This is a genomic window from Nonomuraea sp. NPDC049504 (assembly GCF_040676845.1).
Classification (GTDB): Bacteria; Actinomycetota; Actinomycetes; order Streptosporangiales; family Streptosporangiaceae; genus Nonomuraea; species Nonomuraea salmonea.
Genome location: NZ_JBFAPT010000013.1, coordinates 220066 through 244474 on the forward strand (window position 1 = coordinate 220066; position 24409 = coordinate 244474).

Here is a 24409-nt window from a genome sequence, read left to right on the forward strand (position 1 = left end):
CTTCTATTCGGCGGTGAGCGTGGCGGGGTCGGTGTTGGAGCCGCACACCACCACCGCCACGCGCTCCCCCGGCTCGGGCCGGTAGGCGCCCGACAGCAGCGCCGCGTAGGCGGCCGCGCCGGCGTGCTCGGCCGCCACCCGGTGGCGCTCCCAGAGGGTGCGCCGCGCCGCGATGATGGCCTCGTCGCTCACCAGCACGCTCTCCACCCGGGGGTCGTTCAGGATCTGGAACGCCAGCCCGCCGATCCTGCTGGCCCCCAATGCGTCGGCCCCCACGCCGCTGACCTCGACCGGCACCGGCTCGCCGGCCCGCAGGGCCGCGTTGAGCGTGGGGATGCGCTCGGGCTCGACGGCCACGATGCGCGGCCCCGACACCGACGTGCCCACCGTGATGCCGGCCGCGAAACCGCCGCCGCCGACCGCCACCAGCACGGTGTCGACGGCGCCGGTCTGCTCGATCAGCTCCAGCCCGGTCGTGCCCTGACCGGCCACCACCTCGGGCTGGTCGTAGGCGTGCACGGACAGCGCGCCGGTCTCGGCGGCCCGCTTGGCGGCGGCCTCGGCCGCCTCGGCGTAGATGGCGCCGGTCTGGGTGATGTGCGCGCCCAGCCGCTCGAGCCCGGCCACCTTCACCGGGCTGGTCACGGTCGGGACGAAGATCTCCGCCCGCACGCCCAGCGCCCGCGCCGCGAACGCCACCGCGAGCCCGTGGTTGCCGCCGCTGGCCGCGATGACCCCGGCGGCGGGCAGGTCACCGGCGGACATGATGCGGTTGAAGGCCCCGCGCACCTTGAAGGAACCGGAGTGCTGCAGCAGCTCCAGCTTGAGCCAGAGCCGCGGAGCGACCTCGATCACGGGTGTGCGCAGGACGTGCCCGGAGATCCGGGCGGCGGCCGCCGCGACGTCCGCGTGGGTGACTGTGGTCACGATTCCCCCTTTGATCGTCGCGTTCCAGGCTATGCCAGGGCCCGCTGGAGGTCCGCCCACAGGTCCTCGGGGTGCTCGATGCCGACGGCGATGCGGACCGTGCCCTCGCCGATGCCGCTGCGCCGCAGCTCCTCGGCGTTGAGCGAGCGGTGGGAGGTGGTCGCCGGGTGCAGGACCAGCGTCTCGACGCCGCCCAGCGAGGGGGCGAGCAGCGCCAGGCGTACGGAGCTCATGAACCGCTCCCCCGCCTCCCGCCCGCCGGTCAGGTCGAACGAGAACACGCCGCCGCAGCCGGACAGCAGCTTGCCGGCCAGCTCGTACGACGGATGCGAGGCGAGGCCGGGCCAGTGCACGGCGGCGACCGCCGGGTGCTCCTCCAGCCGGGTCGCCAGGATGCGGGCGTTGGCGCAGTGGCGTTCCATGCGCAGCGCCAGCGTCTGCATGCCGCGCAGGGTGAGCCAGGCCGCGAACGGGTCGGGCGAGGCGCCCAGCTCGATGTTGAACCGCCAGACCCGCTGGTACAGTTCCTCGTCGGCGAAGACCGCGATGCCGCCCACCACGTCGGTGTGCCCGGACAGGTATTTGGTCGAGGAGTGCACCACGATGTCGGCCCCGTGCTCGATCGGCCGGCACAGCAGCGGCGAGGCGAACGTGTTGTCCACCACCGACAGGATGCCCAGCTCGCGGGCCGTCGCGCACATCGCGGGCAGGTCGGCGACCAGCGTCATCGGGTTGCTGATGGTCTCCATGTAGAGGAGCTTGGTCTGCGGCCGTACGGCGGCCCGCAGCGCGGCCGGGTCGTTCTCCGGCACGTACGAGACCTCCATCCCGAACCTGGCGACCAGCTCGTTGAGCATGGCGGCGGTACCGCCGTACAGCGAGTTCTGGGCCACCATGTGGTCACCGGGCTTGAGCAGGCCGAGCAGCACGGTGTTGATCGCGCCCATGCCGGAGCCGGTCGCGATGGCGCCCGCGCCGCCCTCCAGCCCGGACACCGCCTCCTCCAGCGAGCGCACGGTCGGGTTGCTGTAGCGCCCGTAGAAGAAGGACTTGTCCGGGCGGCCCATCGACTCGGCCATCAGGGCCGGGTCGTCGAAGACGAACCCAGAGGTCTGGTAGATGGGCACGGCGATGGGACGGCTGCCCTCGACGGGGACGTGCGGCACGTGCACGGTCCTCGTCTCTGGCCGCATTTCGGATGACATTTCGGACTTATCAGCAGATGCGGCCTGGGACTGCGCCTCGGGGCGGAAATCGTTCATACCAGCAGGATCCCCTGTCGGACCTGCCATGGGCAGACCCGGGGTGGGAGATGTGGTCCCGCTGCTTTTCGCGAGCGGTGAACACCCCGCCCACGCTGCGACTCCACCGTCCTGGCGTCCCGCCCTGTCCCGGGCCTCTGCAAGGGTGGAGGGCATGCAGACGACGTTCGTACTCGTGCACAGCCCCTCCGTCGGCCCCTCGACGTGGGCGCCCGTGGCCGAGTCACTGGAGCGGCGCGGGCACGCGGCCGTGGTGCCCGACCTGACCGGCATCGGCGCGGGCGGCGCCCCCTACTGGCCGCGCGTGGTCGAGGCCGTGCGCGCCGCGACCCCGTCCGACGGGCCCGTCGTGCTCGTCGCCCACAGCAACGCCGGGTTCTTCCTCCCCGTCATCAAGGAGGGGCTCGGCGACCGGGTGGTGGCCTGCGTGTTCGCCGACGCGCACGTCCCGCCGGGCGAGGGGCTGATCACGACGGCCGAGGAGGAGTTCCTGCCGTTCCTGCGCGACCTCGCCGGCCCCGACGGCGTGCTCCCCCGCTGGACCGACTGGTGGGACGAGGAGGACGTCGTGGCCATGCTGCCCGACCCGGCCGTCCGCATCCGGGTGGCCGGCGAGCAGCCCCGCCTGCCGCTCGACTACTACACCCAGCCCATCCCCGTCCCCGCCGGGTGGGACGAGGTCAGGTGCTCGTGCCTGTGGTACAGCTCCGGCTACTCCGCCGCCGCCGAGGGCGCGGCCGCGCGCGGCTGGCCGGTGACCCGGCTGCCCGGCCTCCACCTCCATCAGCTCATCGATCCCGACGGGGTCACCGACGCGCTGCTGAAGCTCTCCAGGAAGTCGTGAATTCCTCACTGCCGCCCGCGCAGGCCGTCCGCGAAGGTGGACGGCATGAATGCGATCGACGTGCGCGGGCTCCGCAAGAGCCACCAGGGTTTCGAGGCGGTGAAGGACATCTCGTTCGAGGTGGCGGAGGGGGAGATCTTCGCGCTGCTGGGCAGGAACGGCGCGGGCAAGACCACCACGATCGAGGTGCTGGCCGGCTTCCAGCGGCCCGACGCGGGCACCGTACGCGTGCTCGGCCTCGACCCCGTCACCGACCGCGCGGCCGTACGCGGGCGGGTCGGCGTGATGCTCCAGGAGGCCGGGTTCTTCCCTGACCTGACGGTCGCCCAGACCGTCGACACCTGGCGCGACTTCACCGCCGCGCCCCGCCCCGGCGACGAGGCGCTGGAGCTGGCGGGCCTGACCGCCAGGTCCGCCACCCGCGTCCGCCAGCTCTCCGGCGGCGAGAAACGCAGGCTCGACCTGGCGCTGGCCCTGCTGGGCCGCCCCGACCTGCTGTTCCTCGACGAGCCCACCACCGGCATGGATCCGGAGGCGCGCGCCGCCACCTGGGCCGTCATCCGCGACCTCGCCCGGCAGGGCACCACGATCCTGCTGACCACCCACTACCTGGAGGAGGCGCAGCGGCTGGCGTCCGCGCTGGCCATCATGGACGCCGGGCGCATCGTCGCCGCCGGCGGCATGGCCGATACGCTGGCGGCGGCCGGCGGGCGGGTGACGTTCCTGCTGCCCGCCCACGTGGCGCCCGATGACCTGCCGCTGCCCGTGACCGTCGAGGACGGGCGGGCGGTCTGCCGCGCCGATGACCCCGACCTGGCCGCGCAGACGCTGCTGACCTGGGCCGCGGGGCGCGGCCTGCGCCTGGAGGGCCTGGAGGTGCGCCAGGCCACGCTCGAAGACCTGTTCATGGAGAGCGCCGTGAAGAGCACCATGAAGACCGGCGTGAAGAGCACCGTGACGACCGCCGTGACGACCGCCGTGGAGAACGCCGTGCAGAACGCCGTGCAGAACGCCGTGGAGAACGCCGTGCAGAACAGCGTGGAGGACCCGCGATGAGCCTGGCCGCCACCTACCGCCTCGGCACCCGCCTGTTCTGGCGCGACCGCGCCACCCTGTTCGCCTCGGTGGTCACGCCGGTCGGCCTGGCCGTCGGCCTGCCCACCCTGATGACGCGCGTCGCCTCGGCGGAACACGCCACCACGACCTTCCAGGGCACGATCGCGCTGCTGCTGGCGATCACCGCGTTCATGAGCGTCACCGTGGCGCTGACCGCCCGCCGCGACCAGCTCGTGCTCAAGCGGCTGCGGGCGACCTCGCTCACCGACGGCCAGATCCTGGCGGGCCAGATCGCCAGCACGGCCACGCAGACCATGGCGATGATCGTGCTGTGCACGGTGGCCGTGCGGTTCACCGCCGGCGTCCCGCTGCCCGCCCATCCGGTGGCCTTCGCCGTCGCGACGCTCGCGGGGTCCGTCGTGCTGGCGCTGCTCGGAGCGGCGTACACGGTGCTCGTGCCGCGCGCCGAGCTGGCCGCCGTCTTCACCATGCCGGTCTTCCTGCTCTGCGGGGTCGCGGCCGGCGCGATGGGGCCGATCCCGCTGCCCGGGTGGCTGTACGCGGCCCTCGACCTGCTGCCCACCACCGCCGTCGTGCAGGCCGTCAGGACGGGCGACCTGCTCGTGCCGCTGCTCGACCTCACCGCGTGGACGGTGCTCGGGCTCGTCGTGCTGCGCCTCTGGTTTCGCTGGGAACCGCGGAGGTCCTAAGGTCTGTGGCGTGCTCCCCTCCGCTGCCCAGCGGCTGGCGAGGTGGCTCATCACCGCCGTCGCCTGCGCCTACACGGTGATCACGCTGACCCACTTCCAGAACGGCGTGGCGTACGGACTCCCGGCCGCCGCCACGATGGTCGCCGTGCTCGCCGCCCACTTCGTCAACATGCGGGCGGGCCTGCGCGACGAACGCCCGTCCCTCCATCCGCTGCCCCTGGTGTTCCAGGCCGTCCTCACCTACCTGCCCGACCTGATCCTGCCCGGCGGCGGGTCGGCGCTGGCCGCGCCGCTGCTGGCCGGGGCGCTGCTGGTGTTCCTGCCGCTGCCGTGGGGCAGCGCGCTGATCGTCCTCATGATGCTGTACGAGGGCTGGGCGCTCTGGGCGGGCCCCGGGTTCGCCTTCCTCACCGCGTTCTACGTCATGACCGTGCCGACCACGGGGGCCATGACGTACGCGCTGGTCCGGCTCACCCGGGTCACCGCCGAGCTGCAGGAGGCCAGGGCCGAGCTGGCGGACGCCGCCGTGCTCAAGGAGCGGCTGCGGATCTCCCGCGACCTGCACGACGGGCTCGGCCGCAGCCTCACCGCCATCGCGCTCAAGGGTGACCTGGCCGGCCGCCTCATCGAGCGCGACCCCGCCTCCGCCCGCACCGAGGTCGGCGAGCTGGTGCAGGTGGCCAGGGAGGCGGCCCAGGACGTGCGGCAGGTGGCGCGGGGCTACCGGGCGATGTCGCTGTCCGGCGAGGTGGACCGGGCGGTGGCGCTGCTGGAGTCGTCGGGGGTGAGCGTGCAGGCCCACCTGGCGCACGCGGCGCTGCCGGGCAGGTCGGAGCAGGCGCTGGCGTGGGGGGTGCGCGAAGGGGTCACGAACGTCCTGCGGCACAGCCGGGCCACGACCTGCACGATCACCACGTCCGTCCACGAGGGGACGGCCCGGCTGGAGATCGCCAACGACGGCGCCGAGCCCCCAGGACCCGGCGCGGCCGGTGGCGGGCTTGTTCCGGCGACCGAGCCTGGGGCTGGGGCTAGTGCCGGAACTGGGACTGCCGGTGGGGCTACGGGTGCGGGGGGTGGGCTGACGGGTGCGGGGGGTGGGCTGACGGGGCTCGCCGAGCGGGCCGCGCAGGCCGGCGGCACCTGCACCGCCGCGCCCACCGACGGCGGCTTCGTCCTCGCGATGGAGGTGAGCGCGTGATCAGGGTGCTGCTCGCCGAGGACATGCACATGATCCGCGCCGCGCTCACCGCGCTGCTGCGGCTGGAGAGCGACATCGAGGTGGTCGCGGAGGTCACCAAGGGCGACGAGATCGTCCCCGAGGCGCTGCGGGTGCGGCCCGACGTCGCGGTCGTGGACATCGACCTGCCGGTGGTCGACGGCATCACCGCCGCCGCGACGCTCAGGGAGCGGCTGCCGTCCTGCCGGATCCTGGTGCTGACCGCCATGGGGCAGCCGGGCAACGTGCGCAGGGCGCTGGCCGCCGGCATCGAGGCGTTCCTGGTCAAGGACGCCCCCGGCGACCGGCTCGCCGACGCGATCCGGCGTACCGCCGCCGGGCTGCGCGTCCTGGACGCCGAGCTGGTCTCGGCCGCCATGGAGTACGGCGAGAGCCCCCTGACGCCCAGGGAGACGACCGTGCTGAAGGAGGCCGCGAGGGGCGCCTCCGCCGAGGACATCGCCGCCCGCCTGCACCTGTCGCCCGGCACCGTGCGCAACTACCTCACGGGCGCCATCACCAAGACCGGCGCCCGCAACAAGATCGACGCCATCCGCATCGCCCAGGACGCCGGCTGGCTGTAGACCGCCGCGCCAAGCTCCGTGCCAGGCTCCGTGCCAGGCTCCGTGCGAGGCGCCGGCCCGGATGTCGGCCCGGATGTCGGCCCGGATGTCGGCCCGGATGTCGGCTCAGATGTCGGTGATGCGGATGCCGGCGTGGGCCTTGTAGCGGCGGTTGATGGAGATGAGGTTGGCGGTGAACGCCTCGATCTGGAAGGCGTTGCGCAGCCGCCCGCCGTACACGCCGCGCACCCCGGGGATGGCCTCGGCCAGCGCCTGTACGGCGTCCGTGGCCTCGCGGTCGTCGCCCAGCACCAGCACGTCGAGATCGACCTTCTCGACGGCCGGGTCGAGCAGCAGCACGGCGGACACGTGGTGGAACGCGGCCACCACCCGGCTGTCCGGCAGCACGGCGGCGGCCTGCTCGGCGGCGCTGCCCTCCTCGACCGGCAGCGCGTAGGCGCCCTTCTTGTCGAAGCCGAGCGGGTTGACGCAATCGACGACGATCTTCCCGGCCAGCTCGCTCCGCAACGACTCCAGCAGCGCCTTGTGCCCCTCGTACGGCACCGCGATGATCACGATGTCGGCCCTCGTGGCCACGTCGGCGTTCTCGCCCCCGCTCGCGCCGGCCCCGATGGACTCGGCCGCCTCCTGGGCGCGCTGGGCGTTGCGGGAGCCGATGAGCACGGGGTGCCCGGCCAGCGCGAACCTGCGGGCGAGCCCCTTGCCCTGGTCGCCGGTGCCGCCGAGGATTCCAATGGAAAGCTTGTTCACGTCTGCCATAACCAGATCATGTCAGGATCGCTTCCCGTCGGCGTGCCGGGCACTCCGTGTCCCGGCCCCCGCGCGGGGGCCGGGACGAATCGGATCAGCAGTTGCCGAACGCGGGCAGCCCCAGCATGCGCAGGGCCAGCCACTCGATGGCCAGCGGGCCGCCTTCGATGGCGCCCGTCACGTGGTTCGGCGCGGGCAGCGAGGCCCAGCGCACGTTCACGCCGGCCCGGCAGTACTCCGAGCGCAGCGCCGACCCGACCGCGAGCGGGATGATCTCGTCGCCGCGCCCGTGATAGAGGAACACCGGCACCCGCGGCGGCGTGCCGCCGAGCCGGTTCTCGGCCAGGCGGGCGAGCCACTTGGGCTGGTTCATCAGGTCGATCGGGCTGATGTCGGCGAAGCGCAGCCCGGCGAGCTTGCTGAGGTCGCTCACGCAGTCGTCGGCCGCGTCGGCGAGCAGCGCCCTGCCCCGGTCGTTGAGGTCGGCCTCCAGGTCCAGCTCGGGGTAGGCGGCGTCGAGCCCCACCCCTGCCGCGGCGGCCAGCCCGAAGTTCGGGCCGCCGTCGAGGTTGCGGGCCACCGCGCCGAGGTCGGCGGGCACCCCGCCCGCGGCGACGCCGCGCAGCCGCAGCTCGGGCGCGTACGACGGCTGGAGCTGCGCCGCCCACCCGGCGGACGCGCCCCCCTGGGAGTAGCCCATGATGCCGACCGGCGCCTGGGCGGACAGCCCCGCGGCGGGCACCCGGGTGGCGGCCCTGATCGAGTCGAGCACGGCGTGCCCCTGCGAAACGCCCGCCATGTACGTGTGCTGCCCCGGCGTGCCGAGCCCCTCGTAGTCGGTGATCGCGACCGCGTACCCCTTCAGCAGGAACAGGCTGACCAGCGCCAGCTCGGCCTCGCGGCCCTGGCTCATGCTGACGGACGGCGCGCACTGGTCGCCGAGTCCGTGGGTGCCGACGGCGTACCCGATGATCGGGCGGCGGCCGAGCGGATACGACGCCTTCGGCACGAGCAGGGTGCCGGAGACCGTGTTGGGCGTGCCGATGGCGGAGGTGGAGGTGTAGCGCAGGTGCCAGGCGTTGACCGGGACTTCGAGCAGCTTGCCCGGCAGCAGGTAGACCGTGGTGGGCTGGGCGGAGACGACGTCTCCCGGTGCCGCGGCGCGGGCGGGCGCCGCGACGAACGACATGATCGATAACAGGGTCAGGAACATGCTGACGCGCACACGTAAGGTCATGTGCCGCCCCTCTCCGTGAGGTCTGCGCTTGGGGGAGGGCGGCGCCGCGAGCCCGATCGTTACCCGAGGGTAACTCCATGTCAAGGCCCGAAATGACGGAGAAACACGTTCCATGTCAATACGTCACAGGGGAACCAGACACCCCGCGTTCGGTCCGTCAGGCACCATGGAGGCATGGACTCAGGATCGGTGGCCCTCCTGCGCGAACTCCTGGCCGAGACCGGCTGGCTCGAACGCGCCCGCGAGCTGGGCCTGGCCCTGCGGGCCACCCGCTCGCCCGGCGGGCTGCTGCTGGTCGGCACCCCCGACGACGAGCCCTGGCACCTGACCGCCCACCTCGCCGACGAGGCCAGGTTCTCCGGGCTGTCCCAGCTCACGCCCACGCTGCTGCGCTGGGCCCCGCCGCCCGACGCGCCGCCGCACCTGCGGGTCGGGCTCGACCGGCTGGAGCAGGCGGGGCGCGGGGAGACGCTGTTCGTGCTGGCCGAGCAGCAGGCTCCGGTGCCGCTGCTCGAACGCGTGGACGACGCGCGCCGTACGGGGGCGACGATCCTGGCGATCGGGGGCGGCGACCGCGAGCTGGCCGGGCTGGCCCACGACGCGATCGCGGTGCCGCGCGACGGGCTGGTGACGTTCGACGGGGCTCAGCACCTGGTGAGCGCGGCGGCCGGCGAGGCCGACCAGCGCCCTGGGCTGCGCGAACGCCTCGCCCGCCTCCTCGACAAAGTCAGCGGCCCCCGCCTCACCGACTGACCGCCGCCTCACAACACCTCACCGTCGTGAGGCGGTCGCGCTCCCCCCACCTCACCTCGCCCAACCGCCGGCACGGCGGTCGTGCTCCCCTCACCTCACGACCCCCCACCGCCGACACAGCGGTCGTGGGGCGGGGTGGAGGGGTCGGCGGCGGGGTGGCCGGAGAGGCGGGCGCGCAGGGCCGGGGCGAGGGCGGCCGTGGCCTCCTCGATGGCCTTGATGACCACGGCCTGGACCGGGTCGGGCTCGCCTGAGCGGGTGCGGCTCACGCGGGTGACGGTGTCCAGGCGGCGGGCGCCGATGTCGCGGATGTCGCTCACGCGTACCTCGCCCTCGGGGACGTCGAGCAACGCCAGCTCCGGCACGATCGCCACTCCGTGCCCGGCCGCGACCAGCGCGAGCGTCGGCCCGAACTCGGTGATGACGTGCACCTTGCGCGGCTCGGACCCGTGCAGCCCCGCCAGCCGCTCCAGCGCCTGCCCGCACGCCTGCGCGGGGTCGCCCGCCACCCACGGCCGGCGCATCAGGTCCTCGACCGTGGACGGCGGATCGGGCCAGGAGGGCGGCACGACGACGCGGTATTCGTCGACGTAGAGCAGGCGGGTGGTGAGCGACGGCAGCGACAGCGGCGGCAGGCCCATGTCCTGCTCGGTGATGAGCACGTCCACCGACCCCAGCCGAAGCTCCTGCAGCGCCGGTTGCCCGTAGATTTCGCGGATGACCGGCGTGATGCGCGGATGGCGCCGGGCCAGCTCCCGCATCGCGGGCACCAGCACATGGGTGATCACCGTGGGGAACGCGGCGATGCGCACGGGACCGGCCAGGCGTTCGGTGAAGCGGGTCAGCTCGCGCTTGGCCTCGGTCAGCTCCTCCTCCACCCGGTCGGCGTACCCGGCCAGCACCCGCCCCGCGGGGGTCAGCGAGACGCTGCGCTGGGAGCGGTCGATGAGCGGCAGGCCGACCTCGCGTTCGAGCTGGGCCAGCTGCTGCGAGACGGCGGACGGGGTGAGGTGCAGCGCCTCGGCGGCCCGCGCGACACCGCCGCGCCTGGCCACCTCACGCAGGACGCGTAATCGCCGGGGGTCGATCTCCATGTAGGGCAGCTTAGGCCCGGAGTGAAGGTTTCTTTAATTGTGCTTCAGTGCCCGTAGTGCGCAGAATGTCGCTCATGGATCTCCTGCTCGACGCCGTCGGCTGGGCCGGCGCGGCCCTGCTGCTGGCCGGCTACGCCCTCGTCTCGTCCGCCCGTCTGTCGGGCGACGGGGTCGCGTACCAGCTGATCAACCTCGGCGGCTCCGTCGGGCTGATGATCAACAGCGCGTACAGCGCCGCCTGGCCGTCGGCGGCGCTCAACCTGATCTGGGCGGCCATCGGGGTCACCGCCCTGGTCAAGCTGGCCAGGGCGGTGCCGAGGGCGGCAGGACGTCAGTCGTCGTCCTGATCGGCCTCGTCCCACGCCTTGTTGCGGTCGGCGGCACGCTGCAACGCTCCTGCCGCCTCCTGCTCCGACGCGTAAGGGCCCATCCGATCCTTGTTGGGGCAGCCCTGATCGGGCTCGACCCGCATGTGCTTGAGACAGAACCACCACTGGCCTTCGCTCACGAGGTCAATTCTGCCCCGTAGACTCGTGTTTCATGACGACACTGCTCCAGCCAGGGCGAGTTTCGCCCATGCGAAAGGTTCCCGCCCACATCGAGCGGCCGGAGTACGTCGGCAAGAAGCGCCCCAAGACCGGCGAGTCCGACGTGAAGACCCCCGAGATCATCGAGCGGATGCGCGTGGCGGGCAGGATCGCCGCCCAGGCTCTCGAGGAGGTCGGCAGACACGTCCGGCCGGGCGTCACCACCGACGAGCTCGACAGGATCGGCCACGAGTTCCTCCTCGACCACGGCGCCTACCCCAGCACGCTGGGCTACAAGGGCTATCCGAAGTCGCTGTGCACCTCGATCAACGAGGTCATCTGCCACGGCATCCCCGACGACACCGTGCTGCGGGACGGCGACATCGTCAACGTCGACATCACCGCCTACATCGGCGGCGTCCACGGCGACACCGACGCGACGTTCCTGGCCGGAGAGGTCGACGAGGAGTCGCGGCTGCTGGTCGAGCGCACCCGCGAGTCGATGATGCGGGCCATCAAGGCCGTCGCGCCGGGCCGCCAGCTCAACGTCGTGGGCCGCGTCATCGAGGCGTACGCCAAGCGCTTCGGCTACGGCGTCGTGCGCGACTTCACCGGACACGGCATCGGCGCCACCTTCCACTCCGGCCTCATGGTGCCCCACTACGACGACCCGTCGCTGCGGGTGGAGCTGGTGCCGGGCATGACGTTCACCATCGAGCCGATGCTGACGCTGGGCACGATCGAATACGAGATCTGGCCCGACAAGTGGACGGCGGTGACGAAGGACCGCAAGCGCACCGCCCAGTTCGAGCACACGATCGTGGTCACCGACACCGGCAGCGAGATCCTCACCCTGCCCTGACCCGCCCCGGTCACGGGGGCGGGCCGCCACAGGATCGGCCGCCTCGTCCCGGCCCGCAGGCGGGGGCGCGCAGGACCGGCCGCCTCGTCCGGGCCGGCGGCCTCAGCGAGGACGCCGCCCTGTGCGGGCGAGGCGGTCAGGGGCGCGACGCCGGCACCACGCCGGACACCGTGGTGCCCTCGCCGAGCACGCTGTTGACCGACAGGCTCCCCCCGGCCTCGGCGAACGCCGCGCGCATGCGGGCGATGCCGCCCCCGGGCCCCGACGCGATGAAGCCCTGCCCGTCGTCGCTGACGGTCATGCGCAGCCCGCTCTTGCCCACCGTCACGGCGATGGACACCGTGCGGGCCCTGCTGTGCCGCTCGACGTTGGACAGCGCCTCACGCAAGGCGGCCATGACGCAGCTGGAGACGCCTGACGGCACGTCGGTCGCCGGCAGCGCCCAGGTCTCCACCGCGATCCCGGTGCGCTCCGACCACTCGGCGAGGCAGCTCTCCAGCGCCTCGGCCAGGCTCTGCCCCCCGCGCATCCGTGTCTCTTCCGACAATGGTCATCGCCTTTCTCGGCACCCCGGGCCACACGCCGGTCCCCACTCCGGCGCTCCCGTCGACGCGGTGCGCATCCCCCCTCAAGGCCACGCACGCTGCCTGACGGGGTTATACCCGTCTCCCCTGGGAGAAAGGCTACCTGCCGGTCGATGGGCTTGTAGTGGGAAGGTAGAAGGCCATGTCCGATCGGCTACGCACCCGAGGCCAGAGCCCCTATTCGCCCTTGTCCGCCCTGTCGGCACTGTCGACCCTGTCGGCCCTGTCGGCCCTGTCGGCGCGGTTGAGGCGGGCGAGGTAGGCGTTGTAGGAGTCGAGCTCGGGATCGCCCGCGCCGGTGCGGTCGGCCCTGCGGTCGGCGCGGCGGGCCTGCCGGTCGTCGTCCTGGTACCACTGCATGGCGATGGCCAGCAGCACGATGAGCGTCGGGATCTCGCCGAAGCCCCACGCGATGGCGCCGCCGTCGCGCTGGGTCTGCAGCAGGGTGTCGCCCCAGGTGCGGCCGAGCTGCTCGTACCAGCCGGACGCGATCACGGTGCCCATCATCATCAGCGCGATGCCGAAGAAGGCGTGGAACGGCATGGTGACGAACAGCATCAGCAGCCGCCCGACGTGCGGCAGCCGGTTGGGGCCCGGGTCGACGCCGATGATCACCCAGAAGAACAGCGCGCCGCTGAGCAGGAAGTGCAGGGTCATCCAGATGTGGCCGAGGTGCTCGTTCATGGCCGACTCGAACAGCGGCGTGAAGTAGAGGGCGTACGTGGACGCGACGAAGATCGCCGTGGCGACCACGGGATGCGTGATGACCTTGGTGAACCGGCTGTGCAGGATCGTGGTGATCCACTCGCGCGGCCCCCTGTCGCCCCGCCTGGCGGCCGGCTTGAGCGCGCGCAGGGCCAGCGTGACGGGCCCGCCGAGGACCAGGAAGATCGGCACCACCATCGACAGCGTCATGTGCTCGATCATGTGGATGTCGAACATGACCTTGGCGTAGCGGGCCAGCCCGCTCTGGGTGGCGAACACCAGCAGGGCGACGCCGACGTACCAGGAGGCGGTGCGCCCCCACGACCAGGTGTCGCCGCGCCGCCGCAGGCGGATCACGCCGAGCGCGTAGAGGCCGGCCAGCACGGCGGCCACCACGGCGAAGAACAGGTCGAACCACCACAGGGTGAACACGTTGCCCAGCGTGAGGGCGGGCGGCATGGGGAAGCCGAGCAGCTCGTACGCCCGGTCGACCGGGATGCTGAAGTCGGGCGGCGGCGTCCGCGACAGCGCCACGGCCACGCCGATGGTGGCGAACATGAGCACGGTCTCACCACCGGCCAGCCGGGTGAACGCCCGGGGCTTGCCCGCCTTGAGGTCGGCCAGCGTGCGCTGGCGGTGCCAGTAGCCGACGTAGCCGAGCAGCACGAAGGCCACGATTTTGGCCAGGGCGAGCAGGCCGTACTCGGTGGTCCACAGGTCGGAGACCGCGCCGAGGCGGGCGACCAGCGCGAACACGCCGGACAGCCCCACGCCCGCGTAGCAGAACAGCGCCAGCCGGGAGAAGCGCTCGGCCGCGAGCTCCAGCTGCGGCTGCTTGCGCAGCGCGTGCAGCGCGAGCACGCCGAGCCCGCCCACCCACAGGGCGAGCGAGAGCAGGTGCAGCGCGACCGACGAGGTGGCGAGGTCGTGGTTGGGCGAGGAGGAGGTGTGGCCGGTCAGCGGCGCGGGCAGCATCGTCACCAGCGCGAACACCAGCAGCCCCGCCGCCGCGCCCGCCGTGATCGCGCCGCGCGAGAACAGCGCGATGGCCACCCCGAACAGCACCACGAGCGTCAGCGCGACGCCCTGCGTGGTCTGGGTGGCGTAGCTGGTGAGGATCACGCGGTCGAGGATCTGGGGCAGGGTGCGGCCGATGGTCTCGGCCGCGCCGAACAGGATCGCGAGGAACGCCGCCCCGGCCCACGTCAGCGCCGCCCACGAGCTGGCCTTGACGTAGTCGACCGCGCTCTTGCCGAGCACGCCCTTGTCGTTGGGCAGCAGCAAGGCGGCCATGAGCAGCAGGCCGACGGTGACGACGCCGGCGGCGTCCATGAGCAGCTTCGAGATCGGCAGCCCCCACCGGACGACCGCGCCGGAGTCGGGCAACCCTGGGATGATCCTGGGGAACGCCCTGCCGCCCGCGATCATGCCGATGACCAGGGCGGCGACGGCGGCCACCGTGGTCACGAGCGCGAGGCGCACCGATCGGGTCATGGCTGCTTTCTCCGCGCGCTGAGCAGGAAGCCGATGCCGATGCCGACGAGCGCGCCGACGACGATGATCAGCCAGACGGGGAACGTGACGTCCTGCTCGGCCGCGGCCGTGTCGGCCTCGATCGTGGCGTCGCCGCTGGGCGCCGCCGCCGGCTGCTCGGATGACTGCTCAGGCGGTGGCGAGGCCGCGGTCTCGGCGGGCGCGGGCGTCTCACCGGCGCCCGCCGTCGCGGCGTCGGACGCGGTATCGGACGCGGTATCGGACGGCTCGGCGCTGGGAGCGGCCTTTTCCGCGCCCTTCACCCGGAACGGGATCTCCCCCTCGATCGGGTGCCCGTCCGACGACACGACGCGATAGGCGATCGTGTATTTCCCGTCGGGCAGCGGCCCCTTGACCGCCTGCGTCACCACGGCGCCGTCGGCCTCGGGCTTGCCGCTCTGATGCTGGGCGTCGCCGTCGCCGCGGACGATGACGAACGGCAGCCGCACCTTGGCGCTGAATTCGAGCCTGATCTCGTCGAGGGACTCCACCTCGGCGTTCTTGGCCGGGCTGCTGCTCTTGAGCGTGTCGTGCGCCAGCGCGGGGGCGGCGGTGCCGAACACGAACAGGGCGGCGGCGAGAATCGCGGTGAGGGCCGCGAGCGGGGATCTGTTCATGGCAACCCCCAGGCTACCGACGCCCCCGCCCGGTCCGGACCCCGCTCCTCGAACCCGGGTCTACAATTCGCCCACCCTGCCCCTTTCCGGCTCATCCCCGGCCTTAGGGACAGGCCGGGGATGGGGACGGGAGGCGACGGCAACGGCCTCAGAGGCCGGCGCAGGCCAGCGCCCGCTGGTAGGCGTCGATCGCGCCGTCGGTGTCGCCGAGCTGCTCCATCGTCTCGGCCGTGGCGTACCAGTGGGAGGCCGAGCGGCGGGTGTCGGGCAGCGGCTGCAGCCACCGCTCGACGGTGGCGGCGTGGTCGCGGCCCTCCTCCGTCTTGCCGGCGGCGCCGTAGATGCGGCCGAGCAGCAGGTTGGCCTCGGCGCCTGCCACGTGACCGTATTGGGGCAGCAGGTTGCGGCAGGCCACGGCGTGGCGGGCGGCGTCGTCGAGGTCGTTGCTCATGTATTCGGCGCAGGCCAGCTCGAGGTAGAGGGTGGCCTGGTCGATGGTGCTGGTCGAGGTCTGCTCGAACTCCTCGATCGCCGAGCGCAGCAGGTTGCGGACGCTCGCCGGGTCCTGGGCGCCGGTGCGCAGCCGGGTGCGGGCGGCCTGCAGGCGCATGCGCGCGGTGTTGCGCGGCTGCCCGTGCTCAAGCTGGACGGCCAGGGCCCGCTCGATGAACGCGACCGCCTCGTCGTGGTGCCCGGTGGCGCGGGCGACGATGGCGGCGTTCCAGTTGGCCGCCACGATGGAGCGTGGGGTGCCGAGCGCGTCGGCGGCGTTGAGCAGCTCGGCGGCGAACTGCCTGGCGCGCAGCATGTCGCCGCGCTCGTAGTAGGCCATGAGCAGGGTGGCGGCCAGCTCGACCCGCTGGTCGGTCCAGGGCTCGCGGGCGTTGCCGATCAGCAGCTGCTCGCCCACCTCGACGGCGAGGTGCAGCTGCTCGCTCTCGCGGTAGGCCCGGCACAGCGCGACGGCCACCTCCAGGGCGCGCTCGGAGGGCAGCTCCTCCTCGCGCAGCCGCAGCATGATCGCGATCGCCTCGTCGAGGTCTCCCGCGGCCTCCGTGGCCAGCGCCAGGCCGAACTCGGCTTCTTGACGAAGCGATGTCAAACCTGCCAAGTTACTGTTTCCCAGGAGTTCCGCGAAACGCGTGCGGGCCTCGGCGACCTCGCCGTTCTCGAGTGCCAGCCGCGCGTAGCCGAGGGCCAGCTCGATGTCCTCCATCTGCTCGGCGGTGACCCCGTTGATCAGGTAGGACAGCGAGCAGTCCAGTTTCGTGGCCAGCAGCTCCAAGACCGCAGGGGTGGGAGTACGCTTGCCGCTCTCGATCAACGAGACGTAACTGTCCGACAACTCGGGATGTGCCAGCTGAGCCTGAGAAAGGCCGCGTTGCCGCCTAACCGTCTTGATACGGAGTCCGACTAGGTCCGATGTGGTCACAGCTGCCACTCCCTGAGAAGATGAAGTCCGAGCAACCCACATAGGCGAGGGAGAACCCCCATGCGTAAGCGCATTGCCCTGTCAGTCCTGGCCGTCGCGATCGGCGCCGCGGTAGCCCTTGCAGGTAATGTTACGACCGCGAGTGCCTCTACGTCTTCCCTCACGAGCTCCATCACGAGCGCGACCGCCGACGTCGGCTGCTGCTGACGTCACGACGGCGCCGAAGCGGGCCGTCGAAGTAGAACGCTCGGGCAGCGCACGATTTTCGGGCAGGCACCGCACACGCCTGGCCCGGTCGTCGTGCGGGCACGCTCGTAACGCTGGTGTCGGACTCGTGTGGTCCCGTCACCCGCAGGCCGCGCGTCACCGCCTGAGTCACTGATCAGGGGCCCACGTGAATCAATACACACCAGAGACGGCCGGTTGACAAGCTACCGGCCGCATCTACATTCCAGCTACACGCCACGTGGGCCCTCCCCCCTCCCGGCATCGCGATGAGGCTTCCCCCGTGCGTCCCCCCGTGCATCCCTCCGACGATCACCGTGCTCTTCTGGCATCCGGCCTGGTCTTAGGTCTGCTGGGGCCGGTGGTGGGGGTGCGCGACGGCGTGCCGCTCGATCTGGGCCCGCCGCTCCAGCAGGCGATCGCGGCGATGCTCGCCACCCGATCCGGCCGGGTGGTGACCCTGCCGCAGCTGATCGAGGGCCTTTGGGGTGACGATCCTCCCTCCAGCGCCCAGCAGAGCGTCTACACCTACGTCGCCGGGCTGCGGCGCGCCTTCGAGCCGGGCCGCGGCCGGCGTGAGCCGCCCCGTACGGTCGTCAAGGCGCCGGGCGGCTACCTCTTACGGCTCGATCCCCTGCGGACCGACGTGCACCTCTTCGCCGCCCGCCTGGAGGCGGCGGACCAGGCCCGCAGGTCCGGCGACCTGCCCTCCGCGTTACGCACCCTCGACGAGGCGCTCGTGTTATGGCGCGGGCCGGCGCTCAGCGGCGTTCCGGGGCTGTTCGCGGACGGTGAGCGGGCCAGGCTCGACGAGCTCCACGTGCTCGCCGTCGAGGCCAGGGCCGAGGTCCTGACCGGGCTCGGCCGCCCCGAGGACGCGCTGGCCGCGTTGCACGACCTGACCCGCCGCCACCCTCTCCGCGAACGCCCCCGCGAACTGCTCATGCTGGCCCTGCACGCGTCCGGCCGCCAGGCGCAGGCGCTGCAGGTCTTCGAGGAGGCCAGGCGCGTCCTGGCCGACGAACTGGGCGCCGACCCCGGCGAGGGCCTGCGCCGCGCCCACCGGCTCGCCCTGACGCCCCCCGAGGAGCCCTCCGCGCCGGACGGCGGCCGAATGCCCGCGCAGGGTTTCCCGCCCCAGGACCGCCGCCAGCCGCACCCCACCCGCCCCCGGCAAGCGCCACCCGGCGCGCAGCCCGCCTCTCCCCGGAACGAGCCCGCCCGGCAGAGCGGTGCGGAGGGGGCCTCTCCCCCACGCGAGACCGGCGAGCACGGAGCCGCTCCCCCGCATGAGGCCGATGCGCGGGCGTCCTCTCCTTCGCGCGAGGAGTTCGTGCCGCGGCAGCTTCCCCGGGCGCTGGCGGGGTTCGTGGGGCGGACGCGGGAGATCGTGCGGCTCACGTCGTTGCTGGATCCGGGGGGTGATGAGGCGCCGCATCCGTTCGTGGTGATCTGCGGGGCGCCGGGGGTCGGCAAGTCGACGCTGGCGGTACGGGTCGCCCACGCCGTACGCCACCGCTTCCCCGACGGCCAGCTCTACGTCAACCTGCGCGGCGGCACGCCGAACGTGCCCCGCCCCTCCGCGTACGAGGTGCTGAGCCGGCTGCTGCGCGGCCTGGGCACGCCCGACAACGCGGTCCCCGCCGACGAGGACGAGGCCGCCGCCCTGTTGCGCAGCGCGCTGCACGGCCGCCGGCTGCTCGTGCTCCTCGACGACGCCGCCGGGCTCGCCCAGGTCAGGCCGTTCACGGCGGCGCCGCCCGGCACCACGGTCCTGGTCACGAGCCGGGAGTCCCTGGTGACCGGCGCCGACCGTGCGCAGGTGCGCCTGAGCCCGCTGTCGGACGCGGAGGCCACGGCCATGCTGGCCAACCTGGCGGGCGCCGACCGGGTGGCCGCGGACCTCGGACAGACCGGCAGGCTGGTCCGGCTGTGCGACGGGTTCCCGCTGGCGCTGCGCATCGCGGGGGCCCGGCTGGCCGACCGTCCCGACTGGAGCGTGGGGGCGCTGACGGAGCGGCTCACCGACGAGCGGCGCAGGCTGCGGGAGCTGGAGGCGGGCGAGCTGGCCGTACGGTCGAGCCTGGCGGCCAGCTGGACGGCGCTCAGCGGCAGCGCCCGCGAGATCGACGCGGCGGCGGCCCGGCTGCTGGCCCTGCTGGGCCTCCTGCACGTGCCCGACATCACCTTGGAGGCGGCCGCGGCGCTGTCGGGGGGCTCGGAGACCGACGTGGAGCGGGCGCTTGAGCGCCTGTGCGACGCCCACCTGCTGGAGGCCGGGGAGCCGGGCCGCTACCACCCGCACGACCTGGTCCGGCTGTTCGCGAGCGACCTGCTGCCCGCGGGCGAGCGGACGGCGCCGCTGCTGCGGGCGTTCGGCTTCTACGCCGAGTCGGTCAGGACCGCGGCGCGGACCAGCGACCCGCACCGCGTCCACTGCCTGCATCCGCCGGTCCAGGCGGCCGGGCGTTCGTTCCGGGACGCGGCGGAGGCGGACGACTGGCTGCGTACGGAGGAGGCCACGCTGCTGGCCGCCGCGGTCCAGGCCATGGCGGACCCCGACGACGGCGTGGCCAGGGCGGGCGCGGCGATCGGCGCGGCGCTGTGGTGGTACCAGCAGAAGTCCTACCGGGTACGTCACCTCGTCGCGACGGGCGAGCGGCTGGTCGCCACCGGCGAGCGTCTCCAGGACCAGGTCATCGCGATGCACGGCCACGCGCACCTGGCGACGGGCCTCTACTTCAAGGGCGACCCGGCCTCCGTCACGCACAACGAGCGGCACCTGGCACTCGCGAAGCGGCTCGGCGACCGCTTCAACGAGCAGCGGGCGCACGGCAACCTGTCCTCCACGCTGCTGAAGTGGGAGCGCTTCGAGGAGGCGCTGGACCACGCGCTGGCGCAGCGCGTGATCGCCTGCGAGATCGGCTCGGACGTCGGCGAGCGCTACGCGCTGCTGGTGGCCGGGCGGGCCTACCTGGAGCTCGGGCGGTTCGACGAGGCCGCGGGCGTGCTGGAGGAGGGCGCGGCGATGGCCGAGCGGGCGGGCGACCCGCACAGCCGGGTGGAGTTCGCGGTGTGGCAGGGCAGGGCGCTGATCGACATGGGGCGGCTCGACACGGCGTTCTCGGTGCTCAGCGAGACGCTGGAGCCGGCGAGGAGCACGTCGAGGACGACGGAGATGGCGTGCCTGGTGCACCTGACGCGGGTGCACCGCCTGCTGGGGCAGCTCGGCGAGGCCGTGCGGCGCAGCGCGGAGGCGGTGGCGGTGGCCGAGCGGGCCGGCAGCTCGTACTGGCTCGAACGGGCGATCGCCGAGCGCGACGAGGCCGCGTCAGGGCAGCGCCCGGCCCGGACGCGTCGCCGCGGCTGACTCACAGCGGCGGCGCGGTGTCTCTGAGCGCCAGGAAGAAGTCCACGCGGTCGGCCATCGTGGACAGGTCGCGGCCGGTCAGCTCCTCGATCCTGCGTACGCGGTAGCGCACGGTGTTGACGTGCACGTGGAGCTGCTCGGCGCAGGAGTTCCATGAGCCGGCCCGGTCGAGGAAGACGCCGAGCGTGCGTACCAGGTCGGACTGGTGCCTGCGGTCGTAGTCGAGCAGCGGCGACAGCAGCCGGCGGGAGAAGGAGCGGCGCACGTCGGAGGGCACGGTGGCGAGCAGCAGCGCGTGCGTGTAGATCTCGTCGCTGGTGACGACGCCGCCGGCGCGGTCCTCGGCCAGGCGGCGGGCGTGCCCGGCCTCCTCGACGCCGCCCTTGACGGCGGCGGCGCCGGTCAGGGCGCCGCTGAGGCCGACGCACAGGCGGGTGTCCGGCAGCGCGGCCACCACCTCGGCCCCGGCGCGCAGGCGGGCGGCCAGCTCGGCGGTTCCGCCCCCTGTGCCGCCCCCGGTGCCGCTCCCGTCTCCGCTCCCGTCTCCGCTCCCGTTGCTACCCTCGCGCAGGGGCACGACGGCCACCGCGCCGTCGGCGCCGGCCGCGGCGACGATCTCGCGGCCGAGCAGCTCCTCCACGATCCGGCCGCCGAGGGTGGCGGGGTCGGGGCCGCGGGTGGCGCCGGGTCTGACGGCGACGGCGTTGACCACCGCGTACGGCTCCGACGCCCCGATCCCGCAGGTCCGCAGCCTGGCGTTGAGCTCGGCCGGGTCGGCGCCGGCCAGCGCGGCGACGATGAGCTGCTCGGCCAGGCGGCGCTCGACGCGACGGCCCTCCTCGACGCGGCTGCGTTCGAGCCCGACGCAGGCGGCCAGCTCGTAGCCGACGTCGGCCCGGTCCATCAGGTCGCCGTCGCAGGCCAGCGCCCAGCCGGCGGCGCGGTGTCCGCGTCCGACGGCGAAGATCGTGTGCTTCCCGGCCAGGACGGGCAGCCGTGGCGCGGTCAGGTACGTCCTGGCCAGGCCCACGGGATCGTCGGCGGCGCCCACCACGACCTCGCCCGACGCGGACAGGACGGCGCCGGTGACGCCCAGCTCGGCGGCGGTCAGCTCGAACAGCTCGGCCAGCCCGGCGCCCTCGGCGAGCGCGGCGACGAGCCTGCGGTGGCGGCCGAGCGCGTCGCGCGCGTCGCCGGCCTGCCGGCCCGCCGCCAGCTCGGCCAGGGTGCGGAACGACACCTCGACGGGCACCTCCAGCAGCGGCAGCCCAGCCCGCTCGCAGGCGGCGACCAGGTCGTCCGGCACGTGGCCGAGCAGCGCCTGCCCGGCGCCCAGCGCGGCGACGCCCGACTCGGCCAGCGCCGCCACGAACCGGTCGGAGTCGCCCGGCTCGCGCCACCAGGTCAGCCCGGTCAGCACCAGCTCGCCGCCGGCCAGGTAGCGGCCCGGCTCGGGCAGGTCGGTGACGTACACGCCGGCGAACTCACGGGCGGGGTCGCCGGTGAGCAGGGTCAGGCGCAGGTCCTCGATGGCCAGCAGGTCGGAGAGGCGCACCTGTAGGAATGTACAAGGCGGGCAGGACAACCGCTGACCGACATTTCACGTCGTGCGCATAGGAGCGGCCGGGCGGCCGGTGCTCTACTCGGAGGATGACGCAGACGGCTGACGAGAGGGCCGGCGAGATCCTGCACGGGATCGGCGCGAGCGCGCGGCGGCCCGACGCCACGCTGAAGGTGACCGGCGAGTTCGCCTACGCCTCCGACCTGTGGCTGGAGGGCATGGTGTGGGGCGCGACGCTGCGCAGCCCGCACCCGTCGGCGTGGATCCGCTCGATCGACGTGGGCCCCGCGCTGCGGATGCCGGGCGTGCGCGCGGTGCTGACGCACGAGGACGTGCCGGGTGAGAAGTACTTCGGGCTGGACCACAAGGACCAGCCGGTGCTGGCCGTCGACGAGGTCCGCTACCAGGGCGAGCCGGTGGCGCTGGTGGCGGCCGACCATCCGGAGACGGCGCGCAGGGCGGCGGCGGCGATCGAGGTCGGCTACGAGGTCCGCCCGGCGGTGACCGACCCGCGCGAGTCGCAGCGGTTCGTCCGCCACCAGCCGGTACGCCGCGGCGACACGTTCGAGGCGGAGGTCGTGGTCCGCGGCGAGTACGAGGTCGGCATGCAGGACCAGGCGTTCCTGGGCCCCGAGGCGGGCCTCGCGGTGCCGGCCGAGGACGGCGGCGTGGACCTGTTCATCGCCACCCAGTGGCTGCACGTGGACCGCGACCAGCTCGCGCCCTGCCTGGGCCTGCCGCCGGAGAAGGTACGGCTGACGCTGTCCGGGGTCGGCGGCGCGTTCGGGGCCCGCGAGGACCTGTCGATGCAGATCCACGCCTGCATGCTGGCCCTGCGGCTGAACCGCCCGGTCAAGATCTCCTACGGCCGCGAGGAGTCGTTCTTCGGCCACGTGCACCGCCATCCGGCGCGGATGCGCTACGAGCACGGCGCCACCCGCGACGGCCGGCTGGTCTACGTCAAGGCGGACATCCTGCTGGACGGCGGCGCGTACTGCTCGTCCTCGCTCGCGGTGGTGGGCAACGCGGCGTCGCTGGGGGTGGGGCCGTACGAGGTGCCGAACGTGCACGTCGACGCCACCGGCGTCTACACCAACAACCCGCCGTGCGGCGCGATGCGCGGCTTCGGCGCGGTGCAGGCGTGCTACGCCTACGAGTCGCAGATGGACCTGCTCGCGCAGGCGTGCGGGCTGTCGCCGGTCGAGATCAGGATGCGCAACGCGGTCTCCCAGGGCTCGCGGCTGGCGACCGGGCAGGTGATCGACGCGCCGGCCCCGCTGGCGGACATGCTGAAGCGGCTGGAGTCGATGCCGCTGCCGCCGGAGCGCACGGACGCCGACCTGCGGTCACTGCCCGGCGGCGTCTCGCAGACCACGCACGGCGAGTCCGTGCGGCGCGGCGTCGGCTACGGCGTGGGGATCAAGAACATCTGCTTCTCCGAGGGCTTCGACGACTACTCGACCGCGCGGGTGCGGGCCGAGCTGGTCGGCGGCGAGCCGCACGTCACCGTGCACACGGCGGCGGCCGAGGTGGGGCAGGGTCTGGTGACCGTGCAGGCGCAGATCGCGCGGACCGAGCTGGGGGTCGCGAACGTCACCGTGGCCACGGCCGACACCTCGGTCGGCTCGGCGGGCTCGTCGTCGGCGTCGCGGCAGTCGTACGTGACGGGCGGCGCGGTCAGGGCCGCCTGCCAGGCCGTGCGCGAGCGGTTCCAGGGGCTGCCGGCGAAGGAGGCGCTTGAGCGGTTCGGGCCGATCGAGGAGACGCGGGAGTACCGGCACCGGCCGACGTACCCGCTGGACCCGGTCACCGGGCAGGGCGACTCGCACACGCAGCTCGCGCTGTGCGTGCACCGGGCGGTCGTGGACGTGGACGTCGAGCTGGGCCTGGCCAAGGTGGTCGAGCTGGCGGCGGTGCAGGACGTGGGGCGCATCCTGAACCCGCAGGCGCTGGAGGGCCAGATCCATGGCGGCACGGCTCAGGGGCTGGGGCTGGCGCTGATGGAGGAGATCCAGGTGCGCGACGGGCGGGTGCTGAACCCGTCGTTCACCGACTACCTCATCCCCACGATCCTCGACATGCCGCCCATGAAGCTGGAGATCCTGGAAAATGCCGACCCGGCGGCCCCGTACGGGTTGCGCGGCGCCGGCGAGCCGCCCACGCTCTCCTCCACCCCGGCCGTCGCCGCCGCCGTCAGAGCGGCCACGGGGCTTCGGTTGACTCGCGTTCCCATCAGGCCGGAAGATATCGCCTTGTCCGAATGACGGCACGACGAGGGGGCATTTCATGGCAAGCGCGCGCGAGGCGGCCGAGGCGGAGTTCCGGCGCTTCGACACCGACGGCGACGGCCTGCTGACCGCCGAGGAGATCAGGAAGGCCAACGAGGCGCTGGGCGGGCAGGGCGCCTCCGAGAGCGAGATCGAGGCGTTCATCTCCTCCGCCGACAGCGACGGCGACGGCTCCATCAAGCTGGAGGAGTTCATCGCGCTGGTCGGTCACGGCCGCCACGAGAAGGCGTGATCTCACCCGCCCTTGGGTAGCAACCGGGCACTCCCCCGTC

The 24409-nt window shown here is 73.1% G+C and carries 22 protein-coding genes; 11 read left to right on the forward strand and 11 right to left on the reverse strand.

The features are described from left to right. Positions 1–3: 3 nt before the first annotated feature. The gene (locus AB0K28_RS25485) at positions 4–927 is read right to left on the reverse strand and encodes a serine/threonine dehydratase (protein ID WP_364374544.1); all 924 of its coding nucleotides are present in this window, start codon (positions 925–927) and stop codon (positions 4–6) included. A gap of 29 nt (positions 928–956) precedes the next feature. Beyond that, on the reverse strand, positions 957–2120 hold the full coding sequence (locus AB0K28_RS25490) for an aminotransferase class I/II-fold pyridoxal phosphate-dependent enzyme (protein ID WP_345400757.1): 1164 nt from the start codon (positions 2118–2120) through the stop codon (positions 957–959). 223 nt (positions 2121–2343) lie between these two features. Here AB0K28_RS25490 and AB0K28_RS25495 point away from each other — a divergent pair, with 223 nt between their 5' ends. The 5 genes from AB0K28_RS25495 to AB0K28_RS25515 are packed head-to-tail and all read left to right on the forward strand — an operon-like array spanning position 2344 to position 6599. Further along, positions 2344–3033, forward strand: a complete 690-nt coding sequence (locus AB0K28_RS25495) for an alpha/beta hydrolase (protein WP_364374547.1) — start codon at positions 2344–2346, stop codon at positions 3031–3033. A gap of 45 nt (positions 3034–3078) precedes the next feature. After that, complete coding sequence (locus tag AB0K28_RS25500; protein ID WP_364374550.1) at positions 3079–4089, forward strand: ABC transporter ATP-binding protein; 1011 nt, start codon at positions 3079–3081, stop codon at positions 4087–4089. Then, on the forward strand, positions 4086–4799 hold the full coding sequence (locus tag AB0K28_RS25505) for an ABC transporter permease (protein ID WP_345400749.1): 714 nt from the start codon (positions 4086–4088) through the stop codon (positions 4797–4799). Before AB0K28_RS25500 ends, AB0K28_RS25505 begins: the two co-directional genes overlap by 4 nt. Before the next feature lie 10 nt (positions 4800–4809). Continuing rightward, entirely contained in the window at positions 4810–5997 is a 1188-nt protein-coding gene (locus AB0K28_RS25510) for a histidine kinase (RefSeq protein WP_364374553.1), read from the forward strand. Continuing rightward, the gene (locus AB0K28_RS25515) at positions 5994–6599 is read left to right on the forward strand and encodes a response regulator transcription factor (protein ID WP_364374556.1); all 606 of its coding nucleotides are present in this window, start codon (positions 5994–5996) and stop codon (positions 6597–6599) included. Before AB0K28_RS25510 ends, AB0K28_RS25515 begins: the two co-directional genes overlap by 4 nt. A 105-nt stretch (positions 6600–6704) precedes the next feature. Here the strand turns inward: AB0K28_RS25515 and npdG are convergent, their stop codons facing one another. Continuing rightward, positions 6705–7358, reverse strand: a complete 654-nt coding sequence (gene npdG / locus AB0K28_RS25520; RefSeq protein ID WP_345400743.1) for an NADPH-dependent F420 reductase — start codon at positions 7356–7358, stop codon at positions 6705–6707. An 85-nt stretch (positions 7359–7443) separates the two neighbouring features. Next, on the reverse strand, positions 7444–8586 hold the full coding sequence (locus AB0K28_RS25525) for a lipase family protein (RefSeq protein ID WP_364374561.1): 1143 nt from the start codon (positions 8584–8586) through the stop codon (positions 7444–7446). A 174-nt stretch (positions 8587–8760) separates the two neighbouring features. On the opposite strand from AB0K28_RS25525, the gene AB0K28_RS25530 reads away from it, so the two are divergent. Further along, complete coding sequence (locus AB0K28_RS25530) at positions 8761–9339, forward strand: hypothetical protein (protein ID WP_364374564.1); 579 nt, start codon at positions 8761–8763, stop codon at positions 9337–9339. A gap of 95 nt (positions 9340–9434) precedes the next feature. On the opposite strand, the gene AB0K28_RS25535 is transcribed toward AB0K28_RS25530, so the two are convergent. Beyond that, positions 9435–10433, reverse strand: coding sequence for a LysR family transcriptional regulator (locus AB0K28_RS25535; protein WP_364374567.1), 999 nt, complete (start codon positions 10431–10433; stop codon positions 9435–9437). A 74-nt stretch (positions 10434–10507) separates the two neighbouring features. Between AB0K28_RS25535 and AB0K28_RS25540 the strand changes: the two genes are divergently transcribed. Beyond that, complete coding sequence (locus tag AB0K28_RS25540; protein WP_345400734.1) at positions 10508–10780, forward strand: hypothetical protein; 273 nt, start codon at positions 10508–10510, stop codon at positions 10778–10780. Here the strand turns inward: AB0K28_RS25540 and AB0K28_RS25545 are convergent. Next, positions 10765–10941 carry a hypothetical protein gene (locus AB0K28_RS25545; RefSeq protein WP_185112781.1) on the reverse strand — a complete coding sequence of 59 codons (177 nt, stop codon included), beginning with the start codon at positions 10939–10941 and terminating at the stop codon, positions 10765–10767. The two genes, AB0K28_RS25540 and AB0K28_RS25545, sit on opposite strands and share 16 nt — an antisense overlap. A gap of 32 nt (positions 10942–10973) precedes the next feature. Between AB0K28_RS25545 and map the strand changes: the two genes are divergently transcribed. Further along, the gene (map, locus tag AB0K28_RS25550; protein WP_345400731.1) at positions 10974–11822 is read left to right on the forward strand and encodes a type I methionyl aminopeptidase; all 849 of its coding nucleotides are present in this window, start codon (positions 10974–10976) and stop codon (positions 11820–11822) included. A gap of 136 nt (positions 11823–11958) precedes the next feature. On the opposite strand, the gene AB0K28_RS25555 is transcribed toward map, so the two are convergent. The 4 genes from AB0K28_RS25555 to AB0K28_RS25570 form a co-directional block, all read right to left on the reverse strand. Beyond that, positions 11959–12351 carry an ATP-binding protein gene (locus tag AB0K28_RS25555; protein WP_364374572.1) on the reverse strand — a complete coding sequence of 131 codons (393 nt, stop codon included), beginning with the start codon at positions 12349–12351 and terminating at the stop codon, positions 11959–11961. A gap of 232 nt (positions 12352–12583) precedes the next feature. Next, positions 12584–14605, reverse strand: coding sequence for a cytochrome c oxidase assembly protein (locus AB0K28_RS25560; RefSeq protein ID WP_364374575.1), 2022 nt, complete (start codon positions 14603–14605; stop codon positions 12584–12586). Continuing rightward, the gene (locus AB0K28_RS25565) at positions 14602–15261 is read right to left on the reverse strand and encodes a copper resistance protein CopC (protein WP_364374578.1); all 660 of its coding nucleotides are present in this window, start codon (positions 15259–15261) and stop codon (positions 14602–14604) included. The genes AB0K28_RS25560 and AB0K28_RS25565 overlap by 4 nt, the downstream gene beginning before the upstream one ends. Before the next feature lie 148 nt (positions 15262–15409). Continuing rightward, the gene (locus AB0K28_RS25570; protein WP_364374581.1) at positions 15410–16735 is read right to left on the reverse strand and encodes a helix-turn-helix transcriptional regulator; all 1326 of its coding nucleotides are present in this window, start codon (positions 16733–16735) and stop codon (positions 15410–15412) included. Positions 16736–17201: 466 nt separating this feature from the next. Here AB0K28_RS25570 and AB0K28_RS25575 point away from each other — a divergent pair, with 466 nt between their 5' ends. Beyond that, complete coding sequence (locus tag AB0K28_RS25575) at positions 17202–20288, forward strand: BTAD domain-containing putative transcriptional regulator (RefSeq protein WP_364374584.1); 3087 nt, start codon at positions 17202–17204, stop codon at positions 20286–20288. Between the two features lies 1 nt (position 20289). On the opposite strand, the gene AB0K28_RS25580 is transcribed toward AB0K28_RS25575, so the two are convergent. Next, the gene (locus tag AB0K28_RS25580; protein WP_364374587.1) at positions 20290–21843 is read right to left on the reverse strand and encodes a helix-turn-helix domain-containing protein; all 1554 of its coding nucleotides are present in this window, start codon (positions 21841–21843) and stop codon (positions 20290–20292) included. Between the two features lie 95 nt (positions 21844–21938). Between AB0K28_RS25580 and AB0K28_RS25585 the strand changes: the two genes are divergently transcribed. Beyond that, positions 21939–24113, forward strand: coding sequence for a molybdopterin cofactor-binding domain-containing protein (locus AB0K28_RS25585; protein WP_364374590.1), 2175 nt, complete (start codon positions 21939–21941; stop codon positions 24111–24113). A gap of 22 nt (positions 24114–24135) precedes the next feature. Further along, positions 24136–24369, forward strand: coding sequence for an EF-hand domain-containing protein (locus AB0K28_RS25590; protein WP_345400716.1), 234 nt, complete (start codon positions 24136–24138; stop codon positions 24367–24369). Positions 24370–24409 lie beyond the last annotated feature (40 nt).